Genomic DNA, 24,675 nt, shown 5'->3' on the forward strand with positions numbered 1-24,675 from the left:
GAATAAAGAGAATTACAATGAAAAAGTCGATTCTTTCAGCAGTGATCCTGACAGCACTTACCTCAGGTTCTGCTTTTGCTGCACACACTTTTACCAATGACGCGGGCGATAGCCTTACTTTAGACGGTCGTTTCGACGTTCGTTACCAAGATAAGGGCGGCGACCACAACGGTGAGTGGAACAGCGGTAGCTCTCGTTTCGGCCTTAAAGGTCAAATGGGACTCGATAACGGCTGGACTGGCTTTGGCCATGCTGAATGGGGTTACAACTCAGGTGCTAACGGCGACAATATTTACGACCGACTTCTATACGCAGGCGTAGAGCACGACAAATACGGCAAGATCGCAGCAGGTACTAAGCAGTGGTCTACTTTTTATGACGTCGCATGGTACACCGACTTAGGTCGTGTCTTCGGTACTCGCGGCTCAGGTGTTTACAACCTTTCTGACTGGGGTATTGCATCTGGTACAGGTCGAGCAGAAAACTCCATTACTTACCGTAACTCAATCAACGACCAAGTAAGCTACGGCTTCACTTACCAAATGACACGTGAAGAAGTGGCACTAGCGAGTAATGCGACAGCTTCATTGAAAAACGGAATGGGTGCGTCAATCACTTACAAACCGGTTGATGGCGTAACACTAGGTGCAGCTTACCACCAAAATGAAATTGCAGACCTAGACTCAGGTGTGGTTGGCGTAGAAAATGGCGACAACATGCGCATCATGCTATTGGGTGCGAACTACAGCAACGGCGGCTTCTACGCAGGTGCCACTTTCCATGTTGGCGAAAACTGGGAAGCTGTAAGCCAAGGCGGTACGGATGTAATGTTCGATACCCTAGGTGGTGAAATCTACACGTACTACCACTTCGACAATGGCCTACGCCCTACGTTGAACTACAACTACATGGAAGATCGTGATGACCAAACAGATGGCTATGAGCGTAACCTGCTTATCCCTGGTGTTGAATACCACTTCCAGAAGAACAAATTCCTAGTTTGGACTGAATACCAATTCGACCTAGGTAAAGATCAGCTCGTTGGCAATAAATTCGAAAACAGAGATGACCAATTCGCTGCAGGTATTCGTTACTACTTCTAACGCCCAGTTAGTCGATTCATAAATTCTTTAAACAAAGCTCTGCTCTTACGCAGAGCTTTTTTGGGTCATACCCAGAATAATATTCAACACTCTCTATTAACCCTTATTTTTCATCCAATCATGGCATATTGTATTTTTGAGTACGTACCTAATTATGTTACTCTATGCACAATCAATTTGGTTCAAAAGTATGGTCTATGAGCTCTCCAAAACACTCCACGGCGTCAAAGCCAACCGTCACCTCTAAAGATGTCGCTAAACTTGCTGGCGTTTCTCAATCAACTGTATCTCGTGTATTTGTCCCGGGCAGTTCAGTGTCTGAAAAGACCAAGCAAAAAGTGTTCGATGCAGCAAAATCGTTGAACTATCGTCCCAATGCCTTTGCCCGCAGTCTGACGACAAATGAGTCCAAATTGATTGGCTTAGTTTTCCCAGATGCCGACTACCCTATCCACATGAAAACTCTGCAGCTTATCTCTACTGAGCTACAAAAGCAGGGTTACTCTGCGGTATTGATTCCTTGGCAAGTTGATGGAAACGACAACCACTCGATTCCTAATATCTTCCAATACCGAGTTGATGGCGTAATTGCTGCTTCGGCGACCTTTAATAAGTCGCTTTATGAAGAGTGTGAAGAGTTCAACATCCCCATTGTTCAGTATGCTCGTGTAGTTGAGGGGACTAAGAGTAGCCATGTAATAAGTGACAACTACGCCGCAGGCCAAGTCGCCGCTCAACATTTACATAGCGTAGGAACAAAGTCAGCGGTTTACCTGACAGGTAACGTGCCAACCTACACCAACGGCGAGCGTGAATCGGGCTTTTGCTCAGAATTCGAAGATCTAACAGGCAAGCAAGCTCGTGTTATTGAAGCTGACTATGACTACCTTGATGCTCTAGATACCATTCGGACTCTGTTTTCAGAACCCACACATCCTCAAGCGATTTTCTGTGCGACAGATAACCTCGCGATGGCAGTAATGGATGTGGCGCGCTTAGAATTTAACCTGCGTATTCCAGAAGATCTTCAAGTGATTGGTTTTGACGATATCCCACAGACTCAATGGTTGAATTACCAACTCACTACCTTCAAGCAAGATTTCAGACGCCTTGCACGTGAATCAGTGAAAATTGTCGTTAGCCAGATTCAAGAGCAAGACACAAGCTTGGTTAAGCTGATGGTGCCAGTGAAGTTCATTGAACGAAACACGACGCTAAAACAGAACCAACGTTAAGACGCTTTCAAACAAAAATCCCGCTCAGTGTGAGCGGGATTTTTTATGATATTTAACTAGTTACCTACACCACCGGTTTTCTCAGCTGGTAAATCTGGTGTCACTGGGGGCCACTCTTGGAAGGTTGCTAGATGTTGTTGTACAGCAGCTTGAGCAGGACCAAATGCCCACATTTTCTGCCCCATCCATTTCAAGTACATGCCGGACTCTTCTGCCGCTCGCTCGTATGGGTCACGACGTAAGTTAAACAGCAATGGTGCGTTTAGCTCTTCTTTCGGACCACTCCAGCCATGGTTTTGGACCACAAAGTGCGCCTTCCAATCGCCAATACGAACCGCTTGTAGCTTGTCTCGTTCGTAGTAGTAGATCTCTTTACGATTCGACTCGCCTTTCTCTGTCAGCATGTCCACTTGGTTGTAACCATCAAGGTGCGCTTTAAAGCCATCGTGACCTTTCAACATTTTCTCTTTTAGATCCGTTGGACCACCAGCCGCAGCGACAAGAGTGGGTAACCAATCCATACCATCAAAGATGCCATTGCCTACAGTACCCGCTGGGATTTTACCCGGCCAGCTAACCAATGCAGGGGCTCTTACGCCACCTTCCCAAGTTGTGCCTTTCTCACCGTGATAAGGTGTCATACCGCCATCTGGCCAAGTCATGATCTCTGGGCCGTTATCGGCGGTGAAAATGATGATGGTGTTGTCAGCAATACCGAGTTCTTCCATCTTCGCCATCATCTCACCGACGTGATCATCAAGATCTTTCATGACCACTTCTTGGAGTCCCCAACCGTTTTGACCGAGCATCGCTTCGTATTCAGGTGACAGGTGCGTCCAAACGTGACCGCGTGATGGACAGTACCAAGTGAAAAATGGCTTATCCGCTTCAACCGCCCTTTCGATGAAGTTGATCGCGTGCTTATTTACTTCATCATCTAGTGTGCGCATACGCTCGATAGTTAGCGCGCCATCGTCTTCAATGGTTTGTCCGCCTTTGCCATCGGATTTCGCGTAAATCACATTGCGAGGCGCAAAAGCATCCAACGAACCGTCTTTTGGCCAGTCTGGATCTTCGGTGTATTCCATTGCATTCAAGTGATACAACCAACCCCAATACTCATCAAAACCGTGCATTGTCGGTAGGAATTCATCTCGATCACCAAGATGGTTTTTACCAAACTGACCCGTAACATAACCCATGGTTTTAAGAATCTCAGGAAGCGTTGGCGTGTCGGCACTTAAACCAACTGGGCCACCTGGCAATCCGACTGAGTGCATGCCTGTTCGAACAGGGAGTTGACCCGTTAAGAATGCAGAACGACCCGCCGTACAAGAGGGTTGAGCGTAATAATCGGTCAGTAGCATGCCCTTTTCAGCAATACTATCGATGTTCGGTGTTTCGCTGCTCATCACACCATTGTGATAAGCACTCAGGTTTGAGATCCCAATATCATCCGTGAAGATAACAAAAATATTCGGTTGCTCTTGGGCTGACCATGCTGATAGCGAAAAGCTGCTCAACACACTCAGAACAACAAGGTGGAAAATCCTTTTCATAGAATGTCCTTATACTGTTTCAGATTGCTCTTTGTGAACCATTTTTATTCCTACCAAACCAAAGCCAAGCTCCAATAGTAGATAAACGACAAGTAGCCAGTGAGGCATGCCATCTATCAACAAGCTAATGACTCGGCCGGCAGCCAAACCCAACATGAAGACCACCAAACTGTAGAGTGCTGGCAGTCGGTATTTCTTTAGTAACGCCCCTGCTATCCAAAACAGAGCCAACGCTAAGTACAACCCCATCACAGCACGAAAGATATGAGTGACATTGATAGGGCTAGCATCAATTCCGAAAAGATAATCAAGGGAGACAACGGGGGCATAACCGTACGACAACGCAATCGGTGTTAAACCCAAAACAGCGACGAACAAAAAAACACTTTGTGGCTTCATATCCTTACTCTTTTAATTTGGCTCTTTTCAAAAAACATAGTCTACAATCAGCAATATACAAGTTGCATATGTGGAAAATGGATAGTTAAAACACACATTTACATTCGTGCTATTTCACATCGAAGATAAGGATATCAATATGGCTAAATGGCATTACCTACTCGCATCAGCATTGGCTGCCAGTTCAACCGTAAATGCTCAGGAAGCAAGCACACAAGCGGATACAAAAAAGTGGCAACATAGCTTCGAAATTTACGCGCTCGCACTCAATATCCGCGGAGACAGTACCATTGGTGATTTGTCTGCTGATGTCGATGTGGATCCTGCATTCATCATGGATCATCTTGATATGACCGCAATGGTGCGTTTAGAGGGTATCTATGACAATCAGTGGGGCTATTACATTGACTACAGCTTCATGAAGTTAAGCGGAAAAACAAACTCAGTTTTAGGTAGCAACCTAGAGGTATTGAAAGGCAATCTTGATATCCGACAAGGTGTTTTAGATGTGAAGGGGTTTAAGCGCTACCAATACGATTTTGGCTCGATTGATTATCTGTTTGGGCTTCGTTGGTGGGATAACGACATTGATACCAAGCTTTACGGTTCAGGTGGTAGGTTAAGTGTCGACCGATCACTTGATGAAGATTGGGTTGACTACCAAGTAGGTGTGAGATGGATAACGCAGATCAATAAGGATTGGAAGTTTCACGCAACCATTGATGCAGGGCTTGGTAGTGACACCAACTTTACCTCATCTCTGTTAACTGGCGTGCGATACCAGATAAACAGTTGGTCTGACTTAAATGTTGCCTACAAATCGACCTGGGTTGATTACGAAAACAAGGGGACCTTTGAATACGATACCGCATCGCAAGGGTTCCTGATTGGTTGGGCTGCTCATTTCTAGTCAAACAATAAGAGGTAAGCCTGATATCATTAGGCTTACCTGACAATGTCAATCTTTCAAGAGTTAATGCCGGTTTTAACTAACGAACAAGCAAAACTACCCATCAACGACCTAGTTATTCACAGTGTTTGGAACTACGCACTCTTTCTTCATGATAGTTAAGCCGGCCTCGAGAGTTTCTGTCCAAGCTTGTTCGACGCTTTCATCGTAGTGAGGGTCATATTTTTTAACTGTATTGAGTAACGAATTGAACCACTCGTTGAGCTCAATCTCGGAAATATCCAGCCCTAGGTCTTTATGCCTTTTACCCAATTTCTTTACTGAGTTACGCACGCTTGGTAGACCAGCAGAGTTATAGATAAGAATGATCGAGGCTTTAAGCATCTTGGTTTGTTGCTCTAACCCTATATTTTCAAAACGTTCTGAAAACCTTGGGTTATGCTCGCAAAAATCAGCCAAAAACGTTTCGAGAAATTCTTGGTCAATCCGGCAGCGCTCAAAACTTTCATAAAACAGTTCGTTCGGTTTCATCTAGCCAGTCCTTTGCAAAATTTTGAGTTATCGGGAAGCTAACAAGTCCAGAGCCGCAACTTAGCCAACTCCGAACCATCAATATGATCTAAGTATACGCCACTGTGGCATAAAATGAACGATGGCATAACGTAAACTACGGCATAAAGTGCGTTGCACAAATCTTGTTTCCATCAGGATCTCGCAAATAAGCCATGTACAAGCGACGCTCGTCAGAACCTCTCGCTCCGGGGCCATTTTCAATGCTGGTACCGCCATTTTCGACGCCAACTCGATGCCACTCATCTACAACTTCAGGAGAAGGCGCAAGAAAACCCACCGTCATGCCGTTGCCGTGCGTTGCTGGCTGACCATCAATCGGTTTGGTTAAGCCCAACACACCCGTTTGGCTAACGTAAACACAGCGCCCTTTAGGATCCACAGAGCCTTCGCTATAACCAAGCACTTTCATGATTGGGTCATAAAAAGCCTTTGCGCGTTCAATATCTTCGGTACCGAGAAAAACATGGCTGAACATAACTAACCTCTTCTTTTATTGAAAGAACCACCTAAACTAGACCTATAATTCGTGTTTGTCTAGGCACGCTATTCGTCACAACTGTTGCTTAACCCATTGAGCAAACACCTGAAACTTAGTTCGCTGCTCCATGCCTTTCGGGAACTCAGTTAGTCTGATCAACGATCCGTTGTGCGCCCTGCCCTTGGTCATGCAGAATATCTTCAGGGTTCAACAAGTGGCATTTCTGCATACTCAAACACCCGCAACCGATACAGCCTGTTAAGTTTTCTTGTAGCGATTTAATCTGCGCCATTTTGCTATCAAGTTGACCCTGCCACTTCTTAGCAACGCGCTCCCAATCTCGCTTAGTCGCGGTATGGTTCATCGGCAGTGTCGATAACTCTTCGGTGATCTCTTCCAGCGTGAAGCCAATCGACTGTGCGACTTGTATCAAAGCAATTCTTCTCAACATCGCCGACTGATAACGGCGCTGATTTCCGTTAGTACGAATTGAAGCAATCAACCCCTTGGTTTCGTAAAAGCGTAAGGCCGAAGGAGCCACGCCACTGCGCTCAGCCAACTGGCCTATGGTGAGGTATACGATGTTTCTCATGATCTTTCACTTCCTGTTTGAATAGCCGTTTCTTCCTGATAATAACCAGTATAATAGAGTTCATTTTAACTTGAAGTTTGCGTTCAAACTTAGGTTTGGGCTAGATTACAAAATACGCGCAACAAAGCAACCTAACGTATTGATTTTTTTGAGCTATGATTTTGTTCGCTGATTACCATACATGTCGTCAAACCCGGGAATGCCTTGCTCCCACACAGGTTTATCTTCACCGACAATGGTTTTCAATGTATCAATGAAGAGCTTGGTTTTTATGGGTGCATCTCGATGTGGGTACACCGCATAGAAAGTGCCAAAGTCATCCAAGTTTAAGTGAGTCATAATAGGCACTAACTCTCCACTGAGCACTTCATCTTCAATCATCTGCGCCGTGACAACCGCGAGAGTACTGCCAGTTAGCGCGCTCTTGGAAATCATCTCAACGTCATTCACTTTATAAGCGGCATTAAGCTGGAAATGCTGCGCTTGCCCCTCTTGATCGACATAAGAAAACTTATCAATCAACAAACCCGGAGCGGCATAGATAGTCGCAGGTAATGACTCTAACTTTTCGATGGTGTTGATCTCGCCATGCTGAACAATGAACTCAGGTGAAGCGACAATCAGCAATCGACTTCTGGCTATCTTACGGCTGATTAGGCTGGAGTTTTTGGGCTTACCAATACGGAAACCAATATCAAACCCTTCTTTAACCATATCGACGATTCGGTCTTCGAGTCTCAATTCAAAATCAACATCTGGATACTGCTTCTGGAAAACCGCAATCGCCTGCTGAACATATTGTCGACCGAACATGGTCGAGCTGGTGATTCTTAATAACCCTCGAGGCTCTGCATGATAATTTTGCGCCAAGCGTCGAGTATCGTTCAACAGTGCACGAAGCTGATGCGCTTGATTGACCATCTCATTGCCTGCAGCTGTCAGAGATAACGAACGAGTGGTTCGATTGAGTAACCGAACATCCAGCTCTTCTTCAAGACGGCTGATCTGTTTAGAGATAACGGAACGGTCGACGTTTCTTTGCTCCGCCACTTTGACAAACGAACCCAGCTCAACCACTTCAAGTAACAATAATAAACGACTCGATATATCCATAACGCCCTTTGTTGCATTTAAGGCACCAATCAAGTGCCAATATGACTATTTTTCTCATCTTATTACAAATCTATAGTAGCTGCACATAACGGAGACAACATTCAGTCCCGACCTAATAGAGGAACACCCCATGACACTACTATCTGTGACTAACCAAAATGGCATCGCAACAGTATCGATCAACAACCCACCAGTGAACGTGCTGACTTTCGACTTGATCAACGAGATCAATGCCTTTGTACTTTCATTGAAAGATGATCGTGATACTAAGGTTGTGGTCTTCAAATCATTACATGAGAGCTTCTTTCTGGCTCACCTAGATCTCAATGTGATCAACGGTACACAAGGTGGACAAGCTGGTTCGATTGAATTCAACCACATGATTGAGAACATTAAAGCGATGAAACAAGTCTCTGTCGCGGTAGTTGATGGCGTAGCTCGTGGGGGCGGTAATGAATTTGTGATGGCGTGTGACCTTGCTTACGGCACTGAAAACTCGGCGTTCGCACAACCAGAAATTCATGTAAACATCCCAACGGGTGGCCAAGGCGCAGTTCAATTTGCAAGACGCATGGGCAAAAACAAAGCGCTACAAGCTTTGCTGCTTGGTAACGATTTTACGGCTCAACAAGCAGAAGAGCGTAACATCATCACGCAGTTTGTACCGAAGGCAGAGCTAGAGGGTTTCTTAGCAGCGACACTCGGTGTAATCAGCCAATTAGAAGTACGTGATATCGTGATGTACAAAGAGATCATCGCTGCCTCAATCAAAGATGAGCAAGCGGGCGCTGAACTAGAACTTCGTTACTTCTTAGAGCGCGCAAAAGAGCAGAAAACCGCAGCAATTATCGGTGCGTTTCTAAAACACGGTGGTCAAACTGAGCGTGAAGCGAAAGACATTCAAGGTATCTTCGTTGACACCGAAGCAGAGTTATCACAATAGATAATGACGCAATTAAATGGCCATCGCTTGATGGCCATTTATGTATGTATCTACTTATTTATCTATTTATCTATTTATCTGTGCACCGATGTAGTAATTCTCTCACTCACTGAAGCAGTTAGATCTGACTCATGATCGATTTCAGGCTCTCGGCCATTTCGGTATTGATGATCTCACCCGTTTCTACATTAAAGTTGTCGTAGAAACTTGGCACCGACATCGACCCCTTCACATCAGCATCAAAGTAAGGTGCGGAATTTACCGCAGACGACAACACAGAGCTTGCGCCACCGGGGCCTGGTGATGTGGAGAGCATAACCACAGGTTTACCTTGATACACTTTCATGTCGATTCGTGATGTCCAATCAAACACATTCTTAAAAGCTGCGGTGCATGAACCGTTGTACTCTGCAAAAGAGATGACCACAGCATCAGCTTCGCCAATCTTGCTGAAAAAGCGCTGCGCGTGTTGATGAACGCCGGACTCTTTTTCTCTGTCTTCACTATAAATAGGCATCTCGAAATCATTAAGATCGAGCACCTCTACTTGCGCGCCCTCAACTAAGCTTGCGGTGTACGCTGCAAGTTGTTGATTAATTGATGTTGTACTGTTGGTCGCGCCAATCGCTAATACTTTCATTGTTGATCCTTGTTCATTTTTCTCACCTTTTTGCACTCATGACTTCAATTACGGAGCTCAAAATTCATAACTGAAGATTCGTAACGTCTGTTTGATAACATCAAAACCTGCACTAGGCGACAAGGTGATAGATTGTGTTTTTAGATTGGGGATGATGATAAAACCTCAAGTTAACTTGAGGTAAAGCGATATTTTCAAAATATAGGAAATAGTTTAAAAACACTTATAAAGCAGTTGATTATGAAAGGTTTAACATAGGTTGGCATTACACAGGAAAAAGTCAGCACACCCAAAATACATTGAGTGTGCTTTATCGAAGTATTATTTACTTAAAGTGATTTAATGGACAGACACCAGAGTAAGCGACACCGGATAGCTCGGCCATTTCGCGATTCCATGTTGCCAAATCATGAGGGTTAAATTGATTCAAATGATCATGCCCACATGCCCTCGCCATCACTTGCATTAATTCTGTTGAGGCTTCAAAGAAGTTCTTAAGCTGGTTCGATGCTTTCTCGACATTCAAACGCTGACGTAAATCGGCTTTTTGAGTTGCAATACCAGCAGGGCAATTATTGGTGTTACACATTCTCGCCGCCACACAACCTATCGACTGCATGGCACTGTTTGAGATAGCGACACCATCAGCACCAAGCGCCATCGCTTTTACGAAATCCATCGGCACGCGCAAGCCGCCCGTGATGATCAATGTGACTCTGTCACTGACCCCTTGTTTATCGAGATACGCTCTAGCGCGAGCGAGTGCTGGAATAGTGGGAACACTGATATGGTCACGGAACATTTCTGGCGCCGCCCCTGTACCGCCACCACGCCCATCTAAGATGATGTAATCGGCACTGGCATCAAGCGCGAACTGAATGTCTTCTTCGATGTGATTGGCACTTAACTTAAAGCCAATCGGGATACCGCCTGTCACCTCTCGAACACGGTCGGCGAACTTTTTAAAATCCTCGACCGTGTTAAGGTCGACAAAGGTGGGTGGAGAAATCGCTGCCGTGCCCGCTTCAATGCCACGCACCTCCGCGATCTTGCCTATGTTCTTCGCGCCCGGTAAGTGCCCGCCCGTTCCGGTTTTGGCACCCTGCCCGCCTTTAAAGTGGAAGGCTTGAACGTTTTTGAGCTTAGCTTCATCGTAACCAAACTGAGCACTGGCTAATTCATAAAAGTAGCGAGAGTTCGCCGCTTGCTCTTCGGGTAACATACCGCCCTCACCGGAGCAGATACCCGTCCCTGCGAGTTCGGCACCTTTCGCCAATGAGACTTTTGCTTCTTCAGATAGCGAGCCAAAACTCATATCAGACACAAACAAAGAGATGTCCAATTTGAGTGGCTTCTTCGCTTTGGGGCCAATAATCAGTTCAGTTCCAACGGGCATATTCTCCAGCAAAGGCTTGGTGGCCATTTGCGCGACCATCACTTGAATATCGTCCCAGTGAGGCAATAGATGTCTTGGAACGCCCATGGAGGTCATTGGCCCATGATGTCCAACCTTGGATAAACCATCACGCGCCAGTTGATGAATAAACTCGACGGTAGGTTCTTCTTTGGTTGCGCTCGCAGCTGGCGACAAATCTGGCGCAGCCGCTTGAATGTGAACCTCCGGGCCTTCTTGCCCAACTTGTTCCGCTGTGAACTGTTTATGAGTGCCATCGCAGAAAGGAAGGTTGTTGGAATACTTACAGCGACAAAGGTAGGCGTCTCCGCTCTCTTCGGCGACAAAGCTTTTCGGTTTGAACCCCGTACCAGCATGAGAACCGTCACAAAACGGTTGGCTTTTCGATTTCCCGCAGGTACAGAAGTAATACTCTTCTCCCTCTGTCAGCTCGATTTTGACGGGTTTGTTATCCGCGATTACTGGACTCTTCATAGTTCGTTCACCTTTTCTTTTTTATGATTTGATGACTGAAGCGATGACTTGCTCGCAAGAATAAAGTAAAGGTGAGATACGCGGCTAATTCAATAAATGAGACTGATAGACAAGGTGAGTAAACCGACTAAAAACAGTCATGACCGACTGAGCTCAAACAAAAATGGCTACCTAGTAGGCAGCCATTATGGGTGAGAGCTTAGTCAAAACTAATGCACTGAGGGTTAATCAAACAATTCGATAACCAATTTATTGTCTTTAATCACTAGATTGGGTTCCGATGACTTAATCAACGACTCTTGAACCTTGTTGCTGTCGAGTTTGTAAACCGGAGACTGGGACAAAGCAAAACCTATCATCGATACAGCTGGTTTGAGTAGTGTCTCTATTTCAGGCGAAAGCTGTTTGCCTTTTTCTTCAAAGCGCTCTAGTCGCAGCGACTTTAGATACACCTCGCCACTCTCCTTGTCGTATTCGGGAATCGCGCTGAACTCTAAGTCTAAATCCAACCCCATATTAGGCATATTGAACACTTGAACTTTTGCATTGGTATTCGCCAACACGGACACGCGTTGTGCATCGGCTCGACCAATTTGCACTTCTAGATCATCCACAGCCACTTGTGCGTACATCACACTTTGTACACCAACCTCTTGTTCTAGCATCACTGAGTCTTCAAGGTACTTCGTCATTTCTTGCTCGGTAATACTGTAGCTAACACAACCACTGAGCATCAGGGCTGTCACAGCTATAATCAAACGGTTCATTAACTTTGTTGTCATTGGAGATAGGCTCTTATTTTTTAAATGCATGGAACGGATGTTACCTCGAGATGATACTGTAAATTGGTTGTCACAATAACAGTGTCGGATAACTGGGCAGAATGATCCACCTAAATGGTGATGTCGTATCAATGAGAATTGACGAAAATAGTAAGGAAAACAATGACTGCATTAACGATATTTTACGATGGAACCTGTCCACTTTGTGCAAAAGAGATGGCAGCACTGACTAAGTCTGATTCCAAAGATCAGATCCAGACCGTCGATATCTACAGTGAAGCGTTTTCAAACTACCCGCAAATAGATGCCGAGGCAGCCAATACAATCTTGCATGCACTGGACGAAAACGGAAAGCTGCAGCTCGGTTTAGACGTGACTTACCAAGCGTGGAAGCTAGTAGGAAAGGGTTGGCTGTATGCCCCGTTACGTTGGGCGATTTTTAAGCCAATGGCAGATTGGTGTTATCTACGGTTTGCCAAAAATCGATATAAGATTTCGTTTTGGCTAACCGGAAAATCACGTTGCAACGGTAACAGCTGCACAAAATAGTGTTGAGTTAAGACATGCCGCTGGCGACTTTGTAGTAAACGATGCCAAATAGGGCTGCGAACACCAATACCGTAACGGCCACTTTCAACCAAATAAATTTCATGCTTTGTCCTTTTAATTCTGTTTACTGTTCCACGCGACAAGTTAGCACAACAAAACATACGGTTGTGTAATGATTGATAGAACTTTGTAGTCATACCAATCACAGTAGGTAAGTGTCAAGAAATAGCGCAGGAAAAAAGCTTGAGAACAAGGCGGCTCTTTTCGACAAGAAGTTTAGATAAGTAGTTATTCTACAATCAAAAAATCTAACGACTTTATCGAGATTTTTAACAAGCTAGGGTGAACAGTTATTTACTACGATTGGTATCAACCCTGATTCCCAGAGAGAACCTTTATGTCGGCAAAAGAGAGAAACCTACCCACACATCGAATTTCTAGATTCAGTAAGTTCGCTTCGTTGGCGACAAGAGTCGCGGGTAACGTGCTAACGGAAGGCACCAAACAAATTGCACAAGGCAACAGGCCCAAAGCAAAAGACTTACTGTTAACGCCACAAAACATTGCTCGCCTGACCGATCAACTCGCACACCTGCGCGGTGCGGCTATGAAGTTAGGACAGATGCTATCAATGGATGCGGGTGATGTCTTAGAACCTGAATTAGCCGATATTCTTTCTCGCCTGCGCTCCGATGCCGATCCACTGCCAACAAAACAGCTCAATCAAGTGTTAGAAAGCTCGCTCGGGAACCATTGGAAAACCGAATTCCTGTCCTTCAATTTTAAACCGATCGCCAGTGCATCTATCGGACAAGTTCACCAAGCCTATAGTGATGCTGGGGACAAACTCGCAGTCAAAGTCCAATACCCCGGCATTAGAAAAAGTATCGACAGTGATGTAGATAACGTGGGCACGCTGCTCAATATTGTTGGCTTGATACCAAAGTCAGTCGATTACAAAGGCTTGTTAGAAGAGGCAAAAAAACAACTACATGATGAAGCCGACTATGCTCGCGAGGCAGAGTATGCGACTCGTTATCACAATGCATTAAAAGAACACTCTTACTTCGTTGTACCTAAAATTCACCCTCAAATGTCTTCAGAATCAGTGCTCGCAATGGACTTCATTGAAGGCGTCTCGATAGAGCAAATAGAAGGTTACGATCAAAGCACCCGTGATTTTGTGATGCACAGCTTGCTCGAGCTTCTGTTCAGAGAGTTATTCGACTTCAAGATGGTGCAAACCGATCCCAACTTCGCCAACTATCTTTACGTTGAAAACACGCGACAGATTGGGCTTTTAGACTTTGGAGCAACCCGAGAATACAGCGGCCGCTTCAGTGATGGCTATCGTTTGGCTTTTACCTCTGTGATTACTCACGATGAACAAGGACTCAACAAGGCGTTAGAGCAGATTGGATTTTTTAGCGAGACCATCCTCCCAGACCAGCGCCAAGCGATTCTCAACTTAGTGAAAATGGCCTGTGAACCCATGCTTGTCGATGAAGATTACGACTTCAAAGCCAGTGGTTTAGCACAAAGGCTTCGTGAAGCAGGAACCATACTCAGCATGGAACAAGAGTATTGGCACACGCCACCAGCCGATGCCCTATTCCTCCACCGAAAAATTGGTGGCATGTATCTATTAGCGGCTCGCCTTGGTGCAAAAGTGAATATCAGTCGCTTGGTCGCTCCATATCTTATCTCAGAGAGCAAAAGCACAACTAAAAGCGCGAGTTAATGAGACAGTAAATAATACGCAAAGTGATCATTTCATCGTGCTCAAGAGTAATAACCATTACGCCAACTAAAATGAGCCAACCCTATGAAATGTTCACTACTTTGCTCAACCGCACTGATTACAAGCCTCACGAGTTCCATCGCCTTTGCAGCGAGCTGTCCCGAAATACTTAATGGCAAACAGCGCTTGTTAAACTCAACCGAAGAAATCGCCTTGTGCGATGAGTTTCAAGGCAAAACTCTATTGGTGGTAAATACAGCGAGCCAATGTGGCTTCACTCCGCAGTTTGAGCAACTCGAGCAACTTCATCAAACCTACAAAGACCAAGGCTTCACGGTTATCGGTTTCCCAAGTAATGATTTTCGCCAAGACAAGGGAAGCGAAGAGAAGGCGGCAAAGGTTTGTTACCTAGACTATGGCGTGACCTTCCCAATGATGGCGCGAGCTTCACTGTCTGGTAGCAACGCCAACCCCGTGTTTACAGAGATACAACAGCAAGCGGGCGTAACGCCTAAATGGAACTTTTACAAATTCTTGATCAGTAAAGAAGGTAAAGTCGTCGCCACCTTCCCTAGCTCCACATCTCCAGTGAGTGCCACGCTCAAAAACGCGATTGAGCAGCAGTTACGAAGGCGGATTACATGGCAACAACTCAAACCCGTAACACCATGGCCAAACTGGGGTACATGGGGTTAATTCCGTTTTTATTCGGTCTTCTCCTTTCGCTCACCGACAGCCAATTTATGGGGATAAGCGGTGAAACGCTGTTCATCACCTACAGCGTGGCAATTTTGAGTTTTCTTTCAGGGATCTTGTGGGCAAATGGCATCGAAAACTTTGAAAGCCAATCAAGTAACAAAGCACTGCTAATAAGCAACGCGATTGTGCTCATCGCTTGGCTGGCAGTATTGCTTGGCGAACAAAAAGAGCTAGTGACAACTCTGATTCTCATCTTTGGTTATATTGCGGTTTGGCGAGCTGAAAGGACGATGAGAGAAGAGAACCAGAGCCAAGGTCCTGATGGCTACTTTGATATGAGGACTCGGCTGACCTCTAGTGTCGTGTTAATGCACGGTATCGTGATGCTAACCTAGAGCTACGAGATTGTCTTTGAAGTGTGAGCCTTTGATTTAGTTAAGCGCCTTTGTTAAAAACCGTTAGCAACAATCTAGATGATGAGCTTCATCACTAACCTCGGCTCATCATCACCAAAGTAGTTGTCTTCTTGCTTGATGGTAACGAACCCCATCGATGCATAAAGCGCACGAGCCGATGTGTTATTTGGGTCTACAGTGAGCAAAAGCCTAGCATCTCGAGGCAACTGCTCAACCGCCTGTTGCATCAGTTTCCGGCCAACTCCCATGCCACGATAATTCTGGTCTACAGCCAATGATAGGACCCAAAACTCATTCTGCTTGTCTGTGGTTGTCGTTAAGGCATAGCCAGCAATCTTTGAGTCTTGCTTAGCAACCAATAAACCTTTTCCCCAGCAATCAAAGGCCTGACGAAAGAAAAACAGCGGATAGGCGTGAGCGCCAAACAAAGCATGTTCAAGCTGGTAGATATCAGCCAGTTCTTGTTTTTCCGCACAAACAACATTCATAGATAGACCTCATTTAAACCGAACCTCAAGTTTAAGCATGCAAACTCAAAGGTGCTATTAATAATATATCAACAGCCTAAAGGCTTACGAAGTACCTTAACGAAGATGCCACTTAACTAACGCCTGAGGAGTAGATTAGGTTACTTATGTTTTACTGTCGAATAACCAACAAATTTGCGCCAGATAACGCAAGAAAAACCGAGCACGCTTTGTTAAAACGTTTTGCCATTTGTGGCTTAGAGAACCAGTTTCTGAGGTATAAGCCAAATGCCGCGTAGATCGATATCGCGAGCATTTCTAACACTAGAAAGGTGCTACCTAAAACAAAGAATTGAGTATTTACGTTCGCTGAAACATCGACAAATTGAGGAAGGAATGCAGTGAAAATGAGTATCGCTTTTGGATTGCCAGCAGCGAGTGCAAATTCTTGTTTAAACAGACCAAACCAATTCTTATTTCGCTCGATATCCGCGACCGGACTGGCGTGTGAGCGCCATAGGTTGAACGCGCTCCACAACAGATACATCGCGCCAAATAGTTTGATCAGGAAAAACAGCGTTTCAGAAGTATAAAGCACAACCGCTAAGCCAGATGCAGCCAAAGCAATCATGCCAGAAAAAGCGAGGATTCTTCCTAGGCCTGCGACAAAGGCGGCCTGAAATCCGTAACAACGGGCGTTGTTCATTGATAACAAATTGTTTGGGCCCGGAGTCATGTTGAGCGCAAAACAAGCGGGGATAAACAGCAGTAACTTCCAGATTTCCATTGGTGCTTCCTAATTGCCAAATGCCGTGATTATAAAATCCTTAAACAAGGTCTTATCGTTTATAACAGCATTTCATATCTTTTGTAACTGCATAAAAAATAAGCACCAAATCTATACAGTAAATTTTCAATCAGTTCTCAAAAAACTGTTCGTACTCGGGTGTCGCTAGATTTTCGGCGACACCAATCTCACCGACGAAATAGATAGCGCTCGCAATTGTATCTATCGTTGGGTTTGATTCTCGCTCTGGGAAGTCGCCAACAGCAGGAACAGATTTTGGCGCAGACACCGAACTACAAACAAGGCTATTACATACCCTGTTTTGATTTTCTAAGGAGATAGCTTCAGGAACGTCAAAGTGCTGAGTGAGTACGCCGTGGTTAGACAATTCAGACGAAGCGTACGATAAGGTTGAGAATAGAGCTGAGAGCACAATCCACTTGTTCATGTATCTTTCCACTGATGGCATTCATTGAATTTATAAATACTATCGGATCTCACACATTATGAACAGTGTTTTATTTTAATTTGCGTGAGACTGCTTACCCAGCATCAACTTGTCGAGCAGAGCTTGCGGGACAACGATCACTGAGTATTTAACAAAGGCCACCAGCGCGATTACACCAACAGCCGATCCAAGAATAAAGTCATGGACATCAACCAACACCAATCCCAGAAGTTGATCACTCGCTATCGCTACTAATGCGATGCTAACTGCGGTTACCCACTTGCTGTGTTCATAAGGTAATTGTTCCATCGCTTGGCTTACAACATACAGAAGCATGAGCCGCACAACATAAGTTGCACAAAGAACCGCGACAACACCCCACACGCCATAAATAGGCGTCACTGTGAAATAACCAATGGCCGCCAAGACCGCACATCCACCTTGAATCCACATTTGAGATTGACTCGAATCGCCACTGAAACAACCAAGGTTAAGATAATCACCTGCATTTTTGATAACGCTAATCGCAAGCAGCGCAACAACAATGGCCCCCGCGTAATGATAACTGCTCGGTAAAATGAGAGAAATAAATCCGGGTACCGTTAGAATCATCAACGAACCTAAAACAATGGCGAGGTTCACTCCGACTAACGCCCTATCGGCACACATCTTACTGCCACCCGGCTGTTGAAGCATCGCCACACGGTTTGGAAACCACCAAAGCGCGTAAGGCTGCAACAACAGACCAAGAATCAACGCGAACTTTCCGCTAACCGCATAAATCGCGAGTTCTTCGACACCGACGAAGCTTGCCATTACCCAGCGGTCGAGCCCCATGATCATATACATTGATGCACCGCCAACCAGAACGGGCAGTCCGAATTTTAAGATCTTCGCCGAGTATTTGAAGCAACCAAAAGATCCCATCTCTTGCCATTGATAACGCACTAAACAAACCATTAGCAACACACTGGATACCGCAGCTGAAATCAACACGCCATCTATACCGTATCCAGCCTCAAGCAAAACAAAAGTCATGATGGCTTGAACACCGGCTTTCAACACATTGAGCATGCAAAAACGTTTCGCCATCGCGTTCATACGCATCAGCGTTAGCGGGATAGAAATCGCCCCATCGAGCATGGTAGGAATAAGCAGAAGCAGTATCTGGTAAGGCTGGAATTCAACTGGCAATATTAAGATTAACAACGGCATACTGAGGGCAATCAAGGCGCCCCCAAGCACGCACACCAGCACGCTCAATGTGAAGCAGTTCGAGACGAGCTTTTGCTTTTCATCACCTTCGGCGACACCCACATAACGATACATGGCATCGACAATACCGAAGCTGAACAATATCGTCCCAATGTCTGCCAGCAAGACAATGGCTTCTAAGGAACCATACTCTGCCAACGTCATATTGTGCGTAATGTACGGGATCATCACCAATGAAATCCCTTTCATCATTAATATACCGATGGCGTAGTAAGCCGACTGCTTTAAAGAACCCATAGTCGTCACCTTTTCCTTACCAAGCTGGCTTTAGGAAACTTTTACAGTCTCCAATTAGGTGTCGCAATGTGCGTTTTTGAGGTGACATGACCAAAGAACGGAAACTGTAGGCAATAGCCTGTCTATTCTGTTGTAAACCTCGATAATAGTCAGCATAACCTTCCAGTATTCTCGCCTTTGCGATTTTGAAGCTAGAAGTGGGTAGATTCCATCGTTGACTGTCATTTTGGTAATGTTGAAGAATAGTCTCTATAGACTGCAAATTTCTCAATTTAAGACTTTCAGTTTGGGTAACAGAGCTCGCTCTCATCAAGTAGCCAACCTGCACCGAGTTCAACACACCGATCTGATGGTTTTCACTCATTCGAAGCCACAGTTCCCAATCTTCCCCATACTTGATGTCAGCATTGAAACTGTCTGTTTGAGAAAACACATCCGCTTTCACCATGACCGTTGATGTTCCAATCACGTTATTTTCTATGATGAACTCCAACGGGTTCTCGATATTGATGAACAGCTCATCTTGATCTTGAAACTGCGACCAGTAACTAAAGCAGTCGACTATTACTTGGTAATCTTCAGTAAGATGCTCGTAGTTAGTAAAGCTCATCGCGAGATCAGGGTAACGTTGATGAAATTCGAGTTGGCGCTCAATTTTTTCAGGAAACCAGAAATCGTCTGCGTCTAAAAAAGCGATGTATTCACCGGTCGCCTTTTCAATCCCTAGGTTTCTCGCTTGAGGCGCACCAACACCCAATGTGGACAACGTAATAATGCGTTCATCGTCTATAGAAGCAAGATACGTCGACGTTCCATCGTTACTGTTATCGTCAATGACAATCAGCTCAACATCTTGATGAGTCTGCTTTAGTACACTACCAATCGCTTTCGGCAGGTAATCCAAACAATTGTAGGTAGGAATAACAACACTTACTTTAGCCATAATGACACCCTCAGATTTATACGTTATATGGCTGACGTTGCATGTTCTATGCCGAGAGTGTCTTACTACAAAATCACCTCTATATCAGTCACCTACGCGTCCATTCTCAAAATGACGACCAAACACAGATGTTCAAAAAAACTGCAACTCCAATTTGATTATCAATTTGAGAAAACGAGCCACCTCTTAAGGGGTAACCTTCGAAAAGCAATCAGAAAGCCCTCCAAAGCTACGATTCGAACTTGGTTCGTATCTTGCTTTATTGGTTATTACCTTGGCTTGATAGCTTTAGTCATATGGATTTGAGGAGTAAGGAATGAAGAAAGTAGCATTTGTGGCGCCAACCTACCCAGTACTCAGTGAGACCTTCATTCAAACAGAAGTCGAATCTGTGAAAGCGTGTGGGCACGATGTGTGTGTAATGACGTTCAAAATTGAAAACAGTGAAAAACAGTTCGACTACGACATTGTCGAAATAGGTAAAAATGTTCGGAAGGGTAAAGTCGCCAGCATTAACTGGATAGGTTTCATCAAGGCTGTCTCATTTATTTCTAAGCAAACCAGCATGCCCAAAAAGTCACTGTTCGCTTATGGGTTTAAATTAGCGCTGCAACTCGCGGAAAACGACGTCGAACACGTTCACGCGCATTTCTGTCAGCACACCACTGCTCACGCCATCGTCGCGGCAAAGCTGCTGAATATCACCTGTTCGTTCGTTGCTCATGGTCATGATGTTTACGAGTTCGCTTATGACATTGAACATAAAATCTCATCGAGTGATTTTGTGGTTGCAGTGTGTAAAGACATGCTTGCTGACTTCAACACCATGGCGAAAGGAAACATTAAGCTCCTGCATTGCGGAGTTAATACCAAACAATTCCAACTCAACCCAAAAATCGAAACGAAGCAACTTCGCTTTGTTTTCCTTGGCCGATTAGTGGAGCAAAAAGGTATCCACCATCTTATTGATGCATTGGCGCCGATTGCCGAACCTCTCGACATTCATCTCGATATCATCGGTACTGGCGATTTAGAGCAACAATTAAAGTTACAGGTCAAAGAGCAAGGGCTCACTCGAAACGTGACCTTTCTTGGCGCTAAGCCTCATGAATGGGTGAAAGAGAAACTATCGAATTATGACAGCCTAATCGCGCCCTTCTGTTTTTCCGAAACCGGGTGTGTGGATACAGGACCACTGGTTTTAAAAGAAGCGATGGCTGTGGGAACGCCAGTCATTACCACCAACATCATGGGATGCAAAGAGATCGTCTCACCAGAGACAGGTTTTGTGGTTAGCGAAAAAAACGTGGAAGAATTAAGAGAAGCGATTGAGCGTTTCGCGCAGCTGAGCAGTAACGATAAAACATCGATGAGTTTAAAGGCACGTGAGAGAGTGAAAGACAGTTTTAATTCGATCAAACAAGCTCAGCAATTATCTCGTTGGATAGAGAACCCAGCTCAATAAGGATTAACTCAGGCAGTAAGCATCACAAGGACTGCTACGCCTCACAAGAACGACTAAGCACCATAAGAAAACGGAGCACCACAAAAACAAAAGAGCGCTACATCAATTTGAAATGTAACGCTCAACTTAGCACTGCCCAATGATCGCGACTTATGCTTTCAGTAGCTTTTCATTAAGAAGCCTAACTAGCCTGCTCGCAGTGCCAAAATAGACTCAATATCGTCGATGTCACGATATTGAGCGAGTTGTTGCTCTTTCGATGAAATAGCCACAATCGACATTCTATCGGCCAATTCGTTACCTTCAATACCAACGTGTCCGTTCACATGGTAGATGGTAATTTTTGAAGCCAGCTCTTGGTAGAGCGCATACGCAGGCTTAATAATATCGAGGTTTTTGATCTCGCCGCCCGACTTAGTCCAGCCCTTTTTCTCCCAACCCGTTGCCCACTTAGTAATACAATCTATCGAGTACTTAGAGTCACAATAGATCGCTACAGACAGACCCGCGTTTAGCTTCTCTTTTGCGAGCAAAAACGCCTGTTTAAGGCCATGCAACTCAGCGGTATTATTGGTACCAACAGGTTGATACAAGCCATACCACAATTCGGTTAATTGGTTGTTTTGGTATACCGCTAACCCCGTCCCTGCTTCACCAGGGTTTGGTTCACACGCACCATCGGTAAAGATCTTGATATCAAAAGGCATATCTGTGATTTGCTGCTCCGAAAGAGGCGGCACCTTAGCTTTCGTCGACTTACTCGCAGAGCTTGGCTTTGTCGCAGTAGAACCTGACGCAGACGACGTTTTACCACCGAAAGCAGACTCAGCCTCGTCTAGTGTTGGAAACGATTTATATCTCGCACCAGCGAAACCATCGACTTGGGATTTACACTCGTTCCAAGTGGTAAAAATACCCGGTGTGCGACCTTTCCAAACCACATAATATTTCTTAGCCAAACTAACTCCTTACCAAAACCTAAACACACAAACAGTGAATCAGTACATTAGATGCCACCACGCTATACGTTGCAAGGTCTATCACTCTAAAACAGGTCTAAAAAAGCTGCGTTCATAACTCACGATGCAATCAACTTCGTCTGCAAATTCAAACGCTTTAATGCACTCAGCATCGCTCAACGACTTAACCCGATATTCTTCGTAGGCAGCCAAACTTTCAAAGGTAAACAGCGCCATGGCAATATTGTTCGCCCCTTCCGACGGTAAGAAATAACCATTGTGTTGACCTCCGAATTTAGCGACCAGAGGAATCCACATTTTTGCGTATGCCTCAAACTCATTTACCTTTTTAGGATCAATCACATATCGAACATAACAAGTAATCATATTTATACAGCCCTTAAAGAATAGGAGAAACACAAAGCCTAAGTTGACGTTGAAGCTCAAGAAAAAAGGAAATCAACCGCGACAAGGTTATAGAACAAAAACACCGCCATGCTGACGCCGATCGTTAGCAACACATTGCCTGTTTTCCAAATCAACAGACCTGTGACCACCGCGCCTATTAAGTATGGGTTTTCAAGGCTTGGCCAAAATGTTTGTTCAGGAGCAAATACAATTGGCCCCCAAATCGCAGTCAGCACCGCTGGGCTTGAATAGCGCAATAGGCGCCTTGCGGTTTGATTGAGTCGAAGCGGGATTGCAGGCTCAAGAAACAAATACCGACTAAAGAAAACAATCGCAGTCATGAGGAATATCGTTAACCAAATCATCTCTATTTCCCCTCCACGATTGTCTTGTTACCGTTGTTTCGCTCTTGGAACGATTCGCTGATAAAGCCCGCTAACATTCCGGCAATCGCTGCAATCATTAGCCCGCCCTCAATATTGTTAACCGACATAGCAACTGAAGTGACCAATGAAACCACCACACATACGACGACAGGCACTGTTCTGATTAATGGAAAAACTAACGCAATAAAGGTTGCTGCGACCGCGAAGTCGAGCCCAATCTCGTTAAGTGATGGAATTTGGCTTCCCGCGACAATGCCAACAAAGCTCGCGATATTCCAAACAAGATAAAAACCGCCGCCTACACCCGCAGCATACCAGCGATTAAATTCATTCTGAGACTGCCCACTACAAATCGCGAACAGCTCATCGGTGAGCCAAAATCCGAGTAATAGACGCCAACGCGCAGGAAGATGGCTAATTTTGTCACGCATCGATACGCTATACAGAAAGTGTCTTGAGGTGATGAACAGTGTGGTCAACAACATAGTGCCTAAACCAATACCCGCTTTGAACATACCCGCAGCGACAAGTTGCGCTGAGCCAGCAAACAAAATAGCCGACATCGCTTGCGCTTGAAGTTGATTCAATCCGGCATCTATCGCATATGAACCGGCTAGAATTCCCCAAGGGATTACCGCAATACTCAAAGGCATTCCCGCTAAAACGCCTTTCCATAACTGTGTTCGTCTATCCATTGTTTCACTATCCATATCATTCTTTTCTCTCTTTACATTCGCTATTCAATGTAAGAAGAGTGGAGTCGGTTCGATTGTACAAACTTGCTCGATTTCGCGAACCAATTAAGGTGTCCGATTTAGAGCATTTTAATGTATTGCCCCGGCGTGTAGCCATTGGCCTTTTTGAAGTGTCGATGAAAATGGCTTTGGTCGTGAAAGCCAGACTCTTGCGCGGTGTCTGAAATGGTATGTCCTTGTTTCAATAACTTACGCGAAAGCCTTAACCGAGATTGGATTTGATACGCATGTGGCGGAAGACCAAACTCTTTTTGAAAAGAACGCACTAAGTGAAACGGACTCAATGCCGCTAACTTAGACAGCTCCTCTAGGGACACATCGGCTTGTGGAAAATCATCTAAGAACTCTTTCACCAAGACAAGCTGGCGCTGAGTTTTTCCGTCGAGTTGAGGGTTAAGCGGCGATTTTCCGTGTCGGCTAATCAGTTTAACCAACATCCCGTACATCAAGGTCTCTCTTAACAAGCGATTGTCAGATTCATCAATCGTGTTAAAGACTAATCTCAATTGATTGGCGAGTTCAGGATCTTCAACAACCGCTCTTGGGAAGTAAGGCGCCCCGTAATTGGGTAGGTTTAGCTCTTGAGTGATCTTGGCAAGTTGATCTGGGAGTGGATACATGGCTCGATACGCCCAACCGCCTTCAGTGGCAGAGTGACCGCTATGGACTTCGTCGGCATTGACCAGAATAATCGCATTTTGTGGCGCAATATGATGTCCGCCCGTTCGATAGAAACGCTGAGCGCCCTGCTCGATGACTCCCAGCGTATAGCCCTCGTGGCTGTGGCGCGAGAAGTTCTGCTTTTCGTATTCAGCATTAAGAATTTCAAGGCCGCCGAGCTCTTCGGTTATCTTATATTCGGCCTTTTCTTTAGAGCGTTTATTGTTCTCCATAACAATTCCTAAGCCTGTTAATTATCGAGCGA

Annotated in this window: 27 protein-coding genes and 1 pseudogene; 9 read left to right on the plus strand and 19 right to left on the minus strand. The window is 45.1% G+C overall.

Annotated features, from left to right (window positions below; translation table 11 throughout):
• The first annotated feature begins 17 nt into the window (after positions 1 to 17).
• Together AB4371_RS04500 and AB4371_RS04505 are read left to right on the plus strand one after the other, a co-directional pair.
• Complete coding sequence (locus tag AB4371_RS04500; RefSeq protein WP_372149112.1) at positions 18 to 1,103, plus strand: porin; 1,086 nt, start codon at positions 18 to 20, stop codon at positions 1,101 to 1,103.
• 197 nt (positions 1,104 to 1,300) lie between these two features.
• Positions 1,301 to 2,338, plus strand: a complete 1,038-nt coding sequence (locus AB4371_RS04505) for a LacI family DNA-binding transcriptional regulator (protein ID WP_017065252.1) — start codon at positions 1,301 to 1,303, stop codon at positions 2,336 to 2,338.
• A gap of 56 nt (positions 2,339 to 2,394) precedes the next feature.
• Here the strand turns inward: AB4371_RS04505 and AB4371_RS04510 are convergent, their stop codons facing one another.
• Both AB4371_RS04510 and AB4371_RS04515 read right to left on the minus strand, forming a co-directional pair.
• Positions 2,395 to 3,897 carry an arylsulfatase gene (locus AB4371_RS04510; RefSeq protein WP_372149115.1) on the minus strand — a complete coding sequence of 501 codons (1,503 nt, stop codon included), beginning with the start codon at positions 3,895 to 3,897 and terminating at the stop codon, positions 2,395 to 2,397.
• A gap of 9 nt (positions 3,898 to 3,906) precedes the next feature.
• On the minus strand, positions 3,907 to 4,296 hold the full coding sequence (locus tag AB4371_RS04515; RefSeq protein ID WP_017062182.1) for a DUF4345 domain-containing protein: 390 nt from the start codon (positions 4,294 to 4,296) through the stop codon (positions 3,907 to 3,909).
• A gap of 139 nt (positions 4,297 to 4,435) precedes the next feature.
• Between AB4371_RS04515 and AB4371_RS04520 the strand changes: the two genes are divergently transcribed.
• The gene (locus tag AB4371_RS04520; RefSeq protein ID WP_372149118.1) at positions 4,436 to 5,206 is read left to right on the plus strand and encodes a DUF481 domain-containing protein; all 771 of its coding nucleotides are present in this window, start codon (positions 4,436 to 4,438) and stop codon (positions 5,204 to 5,206) included.
• A gap of 111 nt (positions 5,207 to 5,317) precedes the next feature.
• On the opposite strand, the gene AB4371_RS04525 is transcribed toward AB4371_RS04520, so the two are convergent.
• The 4 genes from AB4371_RS04525 to AB4371_RS04540 all read right to left on the minus strand — a co-directional run bounded on the left by AB4371_RS04525 (position 5,318) and on the right by AB4371_RS04540 (position 7,962).
• Positions 5,318 to 5,737: a globin gene (locus tag AB4371_RS04525; RefSeq protein WP_017071826.1), complete on the minus strand. Its 420-nt coding sequence runs from the start codon at positions 5,735 to 5,737 to the stop codon at positions 5,318 to 5,320.
• 136 nt (positions 5,738 to 5,873) lie between these two features.
• Positions 5,874 to 6,254, minus strand: a complete 381-nt coding sequence (locus AB4371_RS04530; RefSeq protein ID WP_017071825.1) for a VOC family protein — start codon at positions 6,252 to 6,254, stop codon at positions 5,874 to 5,876.
• Between the two features lie 145 nt (positions 6,255 to 6,399).
• Positions 6,400 to 6,849: a redox-sensitive transcriptional activator SoxR gene (gene soxR / locus AB4371_RS04535; RefSeq protein WP_102320544.1), complete on the minus strand. Its 450-nt coding sequence runs from the start codon at positions 6,847 to 6,849 to the stop codon at positions 6,400 to 6,402.
• Positions 6,850 to 7,002: 153 nt separating this feature from the next.
• On the minus strand, positions 7,003 to 7,962 hold the full coding sequence (locus tag AB4371_RS04540; RefSeq protein ID WP_372149121.1) for a LysR family transcriptional regulator: 960 nt from the start codon (positions 7,960 to 7,962) through the stop codon (positions 7,003 to 7,005).
• 130 nt (positions 7,963 to 8,092) lie between these two features.
• Here AB4371_RS04540 and AB4371_RS04545 point away from each other — a divergent pair, with 130 nt between their 5' ends.
• Positions 8,093 to 8,905, plus strand: a complete 813-nt coding sequence (locus tag AB4371_RS04545) for an enoyl-CoA hydratase/isomerase family protein (RefSeq protein ID WP_102393685.1) — start codon at positions 8,093 to 8,095, stop codon at positions 8,903 to 8,905.
• A gap of 118 nt (positions 8,906 to 9,023) precedes the next feature.
• Here AB4371_RS04545 and AB4371_RS04550 read toward each other — a convergent pair whose 3' ends face one another.
• The 3 genes from AB4371_RS04550 to AB4371_RS04560 form a co-directional block, all read right to left on the minus strand.
• Positions 9,024 to 9,545 carry an NADPH-dependent FMN reductase gene (locus AB4371_RS04550; RefSeq protein WP_372128105.1) on the minus strand — a complete coding sequence of 174 codons (522 nt, stop codon included), beginning with the start codon at positions 9,543 to 9,545 and terminating at the stop codon, positions 9,024 to 9,026.
• A gap of 325 nt (positions 9,546 to 9,870) precedes the next feature.
• A complete protein-coding gene (locus AB4371_RS04555; protein ID WP_372149124.1) occupies positions 9,871 to 11,433 on the minus strand; it encodes a glutamate synthase-related protein in 1,563 nt (520 codons plus the stop codon).
• 224 nt (positions 11,434 to 11,657) lie between these two features.
• Entirely contained in the window at positions 11,658 to 12,215 is a 558-nt protein-coding gene (locus tag AB4371_RS04560; protein WP_017065247.1) for a DUF1439 domain-containing protein, read from the minus strand.
• 162 nt (positions 12,216 to 12,377) lie between these two features.
• On the opposite strand from AB4371_RS04560, the gene AB4371_RS04565 reads away from it, so the two are divergent.
• The 4 genes and pseudogenes from AB4371_RS04565 (at position 12,378) to AB4371_RS04580 (ending at position 15,599) form a co-directional block, all read left to right on the plus strand.
• On the plus strand, positions 12,378 to 12,764 hold the full coding sequence (locus AB4371_RS04565) for a thiol-disulfide oxidoreductase DCC family protein (RefSeq protein ID WP_372128107.1): 387 nt from the start codon (positions 12,378 to 12,380) through the stop codon (positions 12,762 to 12,764).
• Positions 12,765 to 13,161: 397 nt separating this feature from the next.
• The gene (locus tag AB4371_RS04570) at positions 13,162 to 14,505 is read left to right on the plus strand and encodes an ABC1 kinase family protein (RefSeq protein WP_372149126.1); all 1,344 of its coding nucleotides are present in this window, start codon (positions 13,162 to 13,164) and stop codon (positions 14,503 to 14,505) included.
• 84 nt (positions 14,506 to 14,589) lie between these two features.
• Positions 14,590 to 15,132: pseudogene (locus AB4371_RS04575) on the plus strand (glutathione peroxidase); the annotation flags it as partial.
• A gap of 14 nt (positions 15,133 to 15,146) precedes the next feature.
• Complete coding sequence (locus tag AB4371_RS04580) at positions 15,147 to 15,599, plus strand: DUF3429 domain-containing protein (RefSeq protein WP_372149127.1); 453 nt, start codon at positions 15,147 to 15,149, stop codon at positions 15,597 to 15,599.
• Between the two features lie 74 nt (positions 15,600 to 15,673).
• Here AB4371_RS04580 and AB4371_RS04585 read toward each other — a convergent pair whose 3' ends face one another.
• From AB4371_RS04585 to AB4371_RS04605, 5 genes are all read right to left on the minus strand, one after another.
• Complete coding sequence (locus AB4371_RS04585; RefSeq protein WP_017062214.1) at positions 15,674 to 16,108, minus strand: N-acetyltransferase; 435 nt, start codon at positions 16,106 to 16,108, stop codon at positions 15,674 to 15,676.
• A 151-nt stretch (positions 16,109 to 16,259) separates the two neighbouring features.
• On the minus strand, positions 16,260 to 16,874 hold the full coding sequence (locus tag AB4371_RS04590; RefSeq protein ID WP_372149130.1) for a LysE family translocator: 615 nt from the start codon (positions 16,872 to 16,874) through the stop codon (positions 16,260 to 16,262).
• A gap of 130 nt (positions 16,875 to 17,004) precedes the next feature.
• Complete coding sequence (locus tag AB4371_RS04595) at positions 17,005 to 17,322, minus strand: hypothetical protein (RefSeq protein ID WP_372149133.1); 318 nt, start codon at positions 17,320 to 17,322, stop codon at positions 17,005 to 17,007.
• A 75-nt stretch (positions 17,323 to 17,397) separates the two neighbouring features.
• A complete protein-coding gene (locus AB4371_RS04600; protein WP_372149136.1) occupies positions 17,398 to 18,834 on the minus strand; it encodes a lipopolysaccharide biosynthesis protein in 1,437 nt (478 codons plus the stop codon).
• A gap of 16 nt (positions 18,835 to 18,850) precedes the next feature.
• A complete protein-coding gene (locus AB4371_RS04605) occupies positions 18,851 to 19,777 on the minus strand; it encodes a glycosyltransferase (protein ID WP_017062218.1) in 927 nt (308 codons plus the stop codon).
• 316 nt (positions 19,778 to 20,093) lie between these two features.
• Here AB4371_RS04605 and AB4371_RS04610 point away from each other — a divergent pair, with 316 nt between their 5' ends.
• Entirely contained in the window at positions 20,094 to 21,242 is a 1,149-nt protein-coding gene (locus tag AB4371_RS04610; protein ID WP_372149139.1) for a glycosyltransferase family 4 protein, read from the plus strand.
• 185 nt (positions 21,243 to 21,427) lie between these two features.
• Here the strand turns inward: AB4371_RS04610 and AB4371_RS04615 are convergent, their stop codons facing one another.
• The 5 genes from AB4371_RS04615 to AB4371_RS04635 all read right to left on the minus strand — a co-directional run bounded on the left by AB4371_RS04615 (position 21,428) and on the right by AB4371_RS04635 (position 24,643).
• Positions 21,428 to 22,201, minus strand: coding sequence for a viroplasmin family protein (locus tag AB4371_RS04615; protein WP_372149142.1), 774 nt, complete (start codon positions 22,199 to 22,201; stop codon positions 21,428 to 21,430).
• Between the two features lie 81 nt (positions 22,202 to 22,282).
• Positions 22,283 to 22,588: an NIPSNAP family protein gene (locus AB4371_RS04620; RefSeq protein WP_017062221.1), complete on the minus strand. Its 306-nt coding sequence runs from the start codon at positions 22,586 to 22,588 to the stop codon at positions 22,283 to 22,285.
• Positions 22,589 to 22,644: 56 nt separating this feature from the next.
• A complete protein-coding gene (locus AB4371_RS04625; protein WP_029235696.1) occupies positions 22,645 to 22,974 on the minus strand; it encodes an AzlD domain-containing protein in 330 nt (109 codons plus the stop codon).
• 2 nt (positions 22,975 to 22,976) lie between these two features.
• Entirely contained in the window at positions 22,977 to 23,705 is a 729-nt protein-coding gene (locus tag AB4371_RS04630) for an AzlC family ABC transporter permease (protein ID WP_372132922.1), read from the minus strand.
• Positions 23,706 to 23,809: 104 nt separating this feature from the next.
• Positions 23,810 to 24,643, minus strand: a complete 834-nt coding sequence (locus AB4371_RS04635; RefSeq protein WP_102320559.1) for an AraC family transcriptional regulator — start codon at positions 24,641 to 24,643, stop codon at positions 23,810 to 23,812.
• Positions 24,644 to 24,675 lie beyond the last annotated feature (32 nt).

The sequence above is a fragment of the Vibrio sp. 10N.261.51.A3 genome, assembly GCF_041471965.1.
In the GTDB taxonomy this organism is placed as follows: domain Bacteria; phylum Pseudomonadota; class Gammaproteobacteria; order Enterobacterales; family Vibrionaceae; genus Vibrio; species Vibrio crassostreae_C.

Excerpts from the sequence above, each read along its gene's own strand:
- AB4371_RS04500 (WP_372149112.1), top strand. The coding sequence starts at position 18 with ATGAAAAAGTCGATTCTTTCAGCAGTGATCCTGACAGCACTTACCTCA.
- AB4371_RS04505 (WP_017065252.1), top strand. The coding sequence starts at position 1,301 with ATGAGCTCTCCAAAACACTCCACGGCGTCAAAGCCAACCGTCACCTCT.
- AB4371_RS04510 (WP_372149115.1), bottom strand. The coding sequence starts at position 3,897 with ATGAAAAGGATTTTCCACCTTGTTGTTCTGAGTGTGTTGAGCAGCTTT.
- AB4371_RS04515 (WP_017062182.1), bottom strand. The coding sequence starts at position 4,296 with ATGAAGCCACAAAGTGTTTTTTTGTTCGTCGCTGTTTTGGGTTTAACA.
- AB4371_RS04520 (WP_372149118.1), top strand. The coding sequence starts at position 4,436 with ATGGCTAAATGGCATTACCTACTCGCATCAGCATTGGCTGCCAGTTCA.
- AB4371_RS04525 (WP_017071826.1), bottom strand. The coding sequence starts at position 5,737 with ATGAAACCGAACGAACTGTTTTATGAAAGTTTTGAGCGCTGCCGGATT.
- AB4371_RS04530 (WP_017071825.1), bottom strand. The coding sequence starts at position 6,254 with ATGTTCAGCCATGTTTTTCTCGGTACCGAAGATATTGAACGCGCAAAG.
- soxR (WP_102320544.1), bottom strand. The coding sequence starts at position 6,849 with ATGAGAAACATCGTATACCTCACCATAGGCCAGTTGGCTGAGCGCAGT.
- AB4371_RS04540 (WP_372149121.1), bottom strand. The coding sequence starts at position 7,962 with ATGGATATATCGAGTCGTTTATTATTGTTACTTGAAGTGGTTGAGCTG.
- AB4371_RS04545 (WP_102393685.1), top strand. The coding sequence starts at position 8,093 with ATGACACTACTATCTGTGACTAACCAAAATGGCATCGCAACAGTATCG.
- AB4371_RS04550 (WP_372128105.1), bottom strand. The coding sequence starts at position 9,545 with ATGAAAGTATTAGCGATTGGCGCGACCAACAGTACAACATCAATTAAT.
- AB4371_RS04555 (WP_372149124.1), bottom strand. The coding sequence starts at position 11,433 with ATGAAGAGTCCAGTAATCGCGGATAACAAACCCGTCAAAATCGAGCTG.
- AB4371_RS04560 (WP_017065247.1), bottom strand. The coding sequence starts at position 12,215 with ATGACAACAAAGTTAATGAACCGTTTGATTATAGCTGTGACAGCCCTG.
- AB4371_RS04565 (WP_372128107.1), top strand. The coding sequence starts at position 12,378 with ATGACTGCATTAACGATATTTTACGATGGAACCTGTCCACTTTGTGCA.
- AB4371_RS04570 (WP_372149126.1), top strand. The coding sequence starts at position 13,162 with ATGTCGGCAAAAGAGAGAAACCTACCCACACATCGAATTTCTAGATTC.
- AB4371_RS04580 (WP_372149127.1), top strand. The coding sequence starts at position 15,147 with ATGGCAACAACTCAAACCCGTAACACCATGGCCAAACTGGGGTACATG.
- AB4371_RS04585 (WP_017062214.1), bottom strand. The coding sequence starts at position 16,108 with ATGAATGTTGTTTGTGCGGAAAAACAAGAACTGGCTGATATCTACCAG.
- AB4371_RS04590 (WP_372149130.1), bottom strand. The coding sequence starts at position 16,874 with ATGGAAATCTGGAAGTTACTGCTGTTTATCCCCGCTTGTTTTGCGCTC.
- AB4371_RS04595 (WP_372149133.1), bottom strand. The coding sequence starts at position 17,322 with ATGAACAAGTGGATTGTGCTCTCAGCTCTATTCTCAACCTTATCGTAC.
- AB4371_RS04600 (WP_372149136.1), bottom strand. The coding sequence starts at position 18,834 with ATGGGTTCTTTAAAGCAGTCGGCTTACTACGCCATCGGTATATTAATG.
- AB4371_RS04605 (WP_017062218.1), bottom strand. The coding sequence starts at position 19,777 with ATGGCTAAAGTAAGTGTTGTTATTCCTACCTACAATTGTTTGGATTAC.
- AB4371_RS04610 (WP_372149139.1), top strand. The coding sequence starts at position 20,094 with ATGAAGAAAGTAGCATTTGTGGCGCCAACCTACCCAGTACTCAGTGAG.
- AB4371_RS04620 (WP_017062221.1), bottom strand. The coding sequence starts at position 22,588 with ATGATTACTTGTTATGTTCGATATGTGATTGATCCTAAAAAGGTAAAT.
- AB4371_RS04625 (WP_029235696.1), bottom strand. The coding sequence starts at position 22,974 with ATGATTTGGTTAACGATATTCCTCATGACTGCGATTGTTTTCTTTAGT.
- AB4371_RS04630 (WP_372132922.1), bottom strand. The coding sequence starts at position 23,705 with ATGGATAGTGAAACAATGGATAGACGAACACAGTTATGGAAAGGCGTT.
- AB4371_RS04635 (WP_102320559.1), bottom strand. The coding sequence starts at position 24,643 with ATGGAGAACAATAAACGCTCTAAAGAAAAGGCCGAATATAAGATAACC.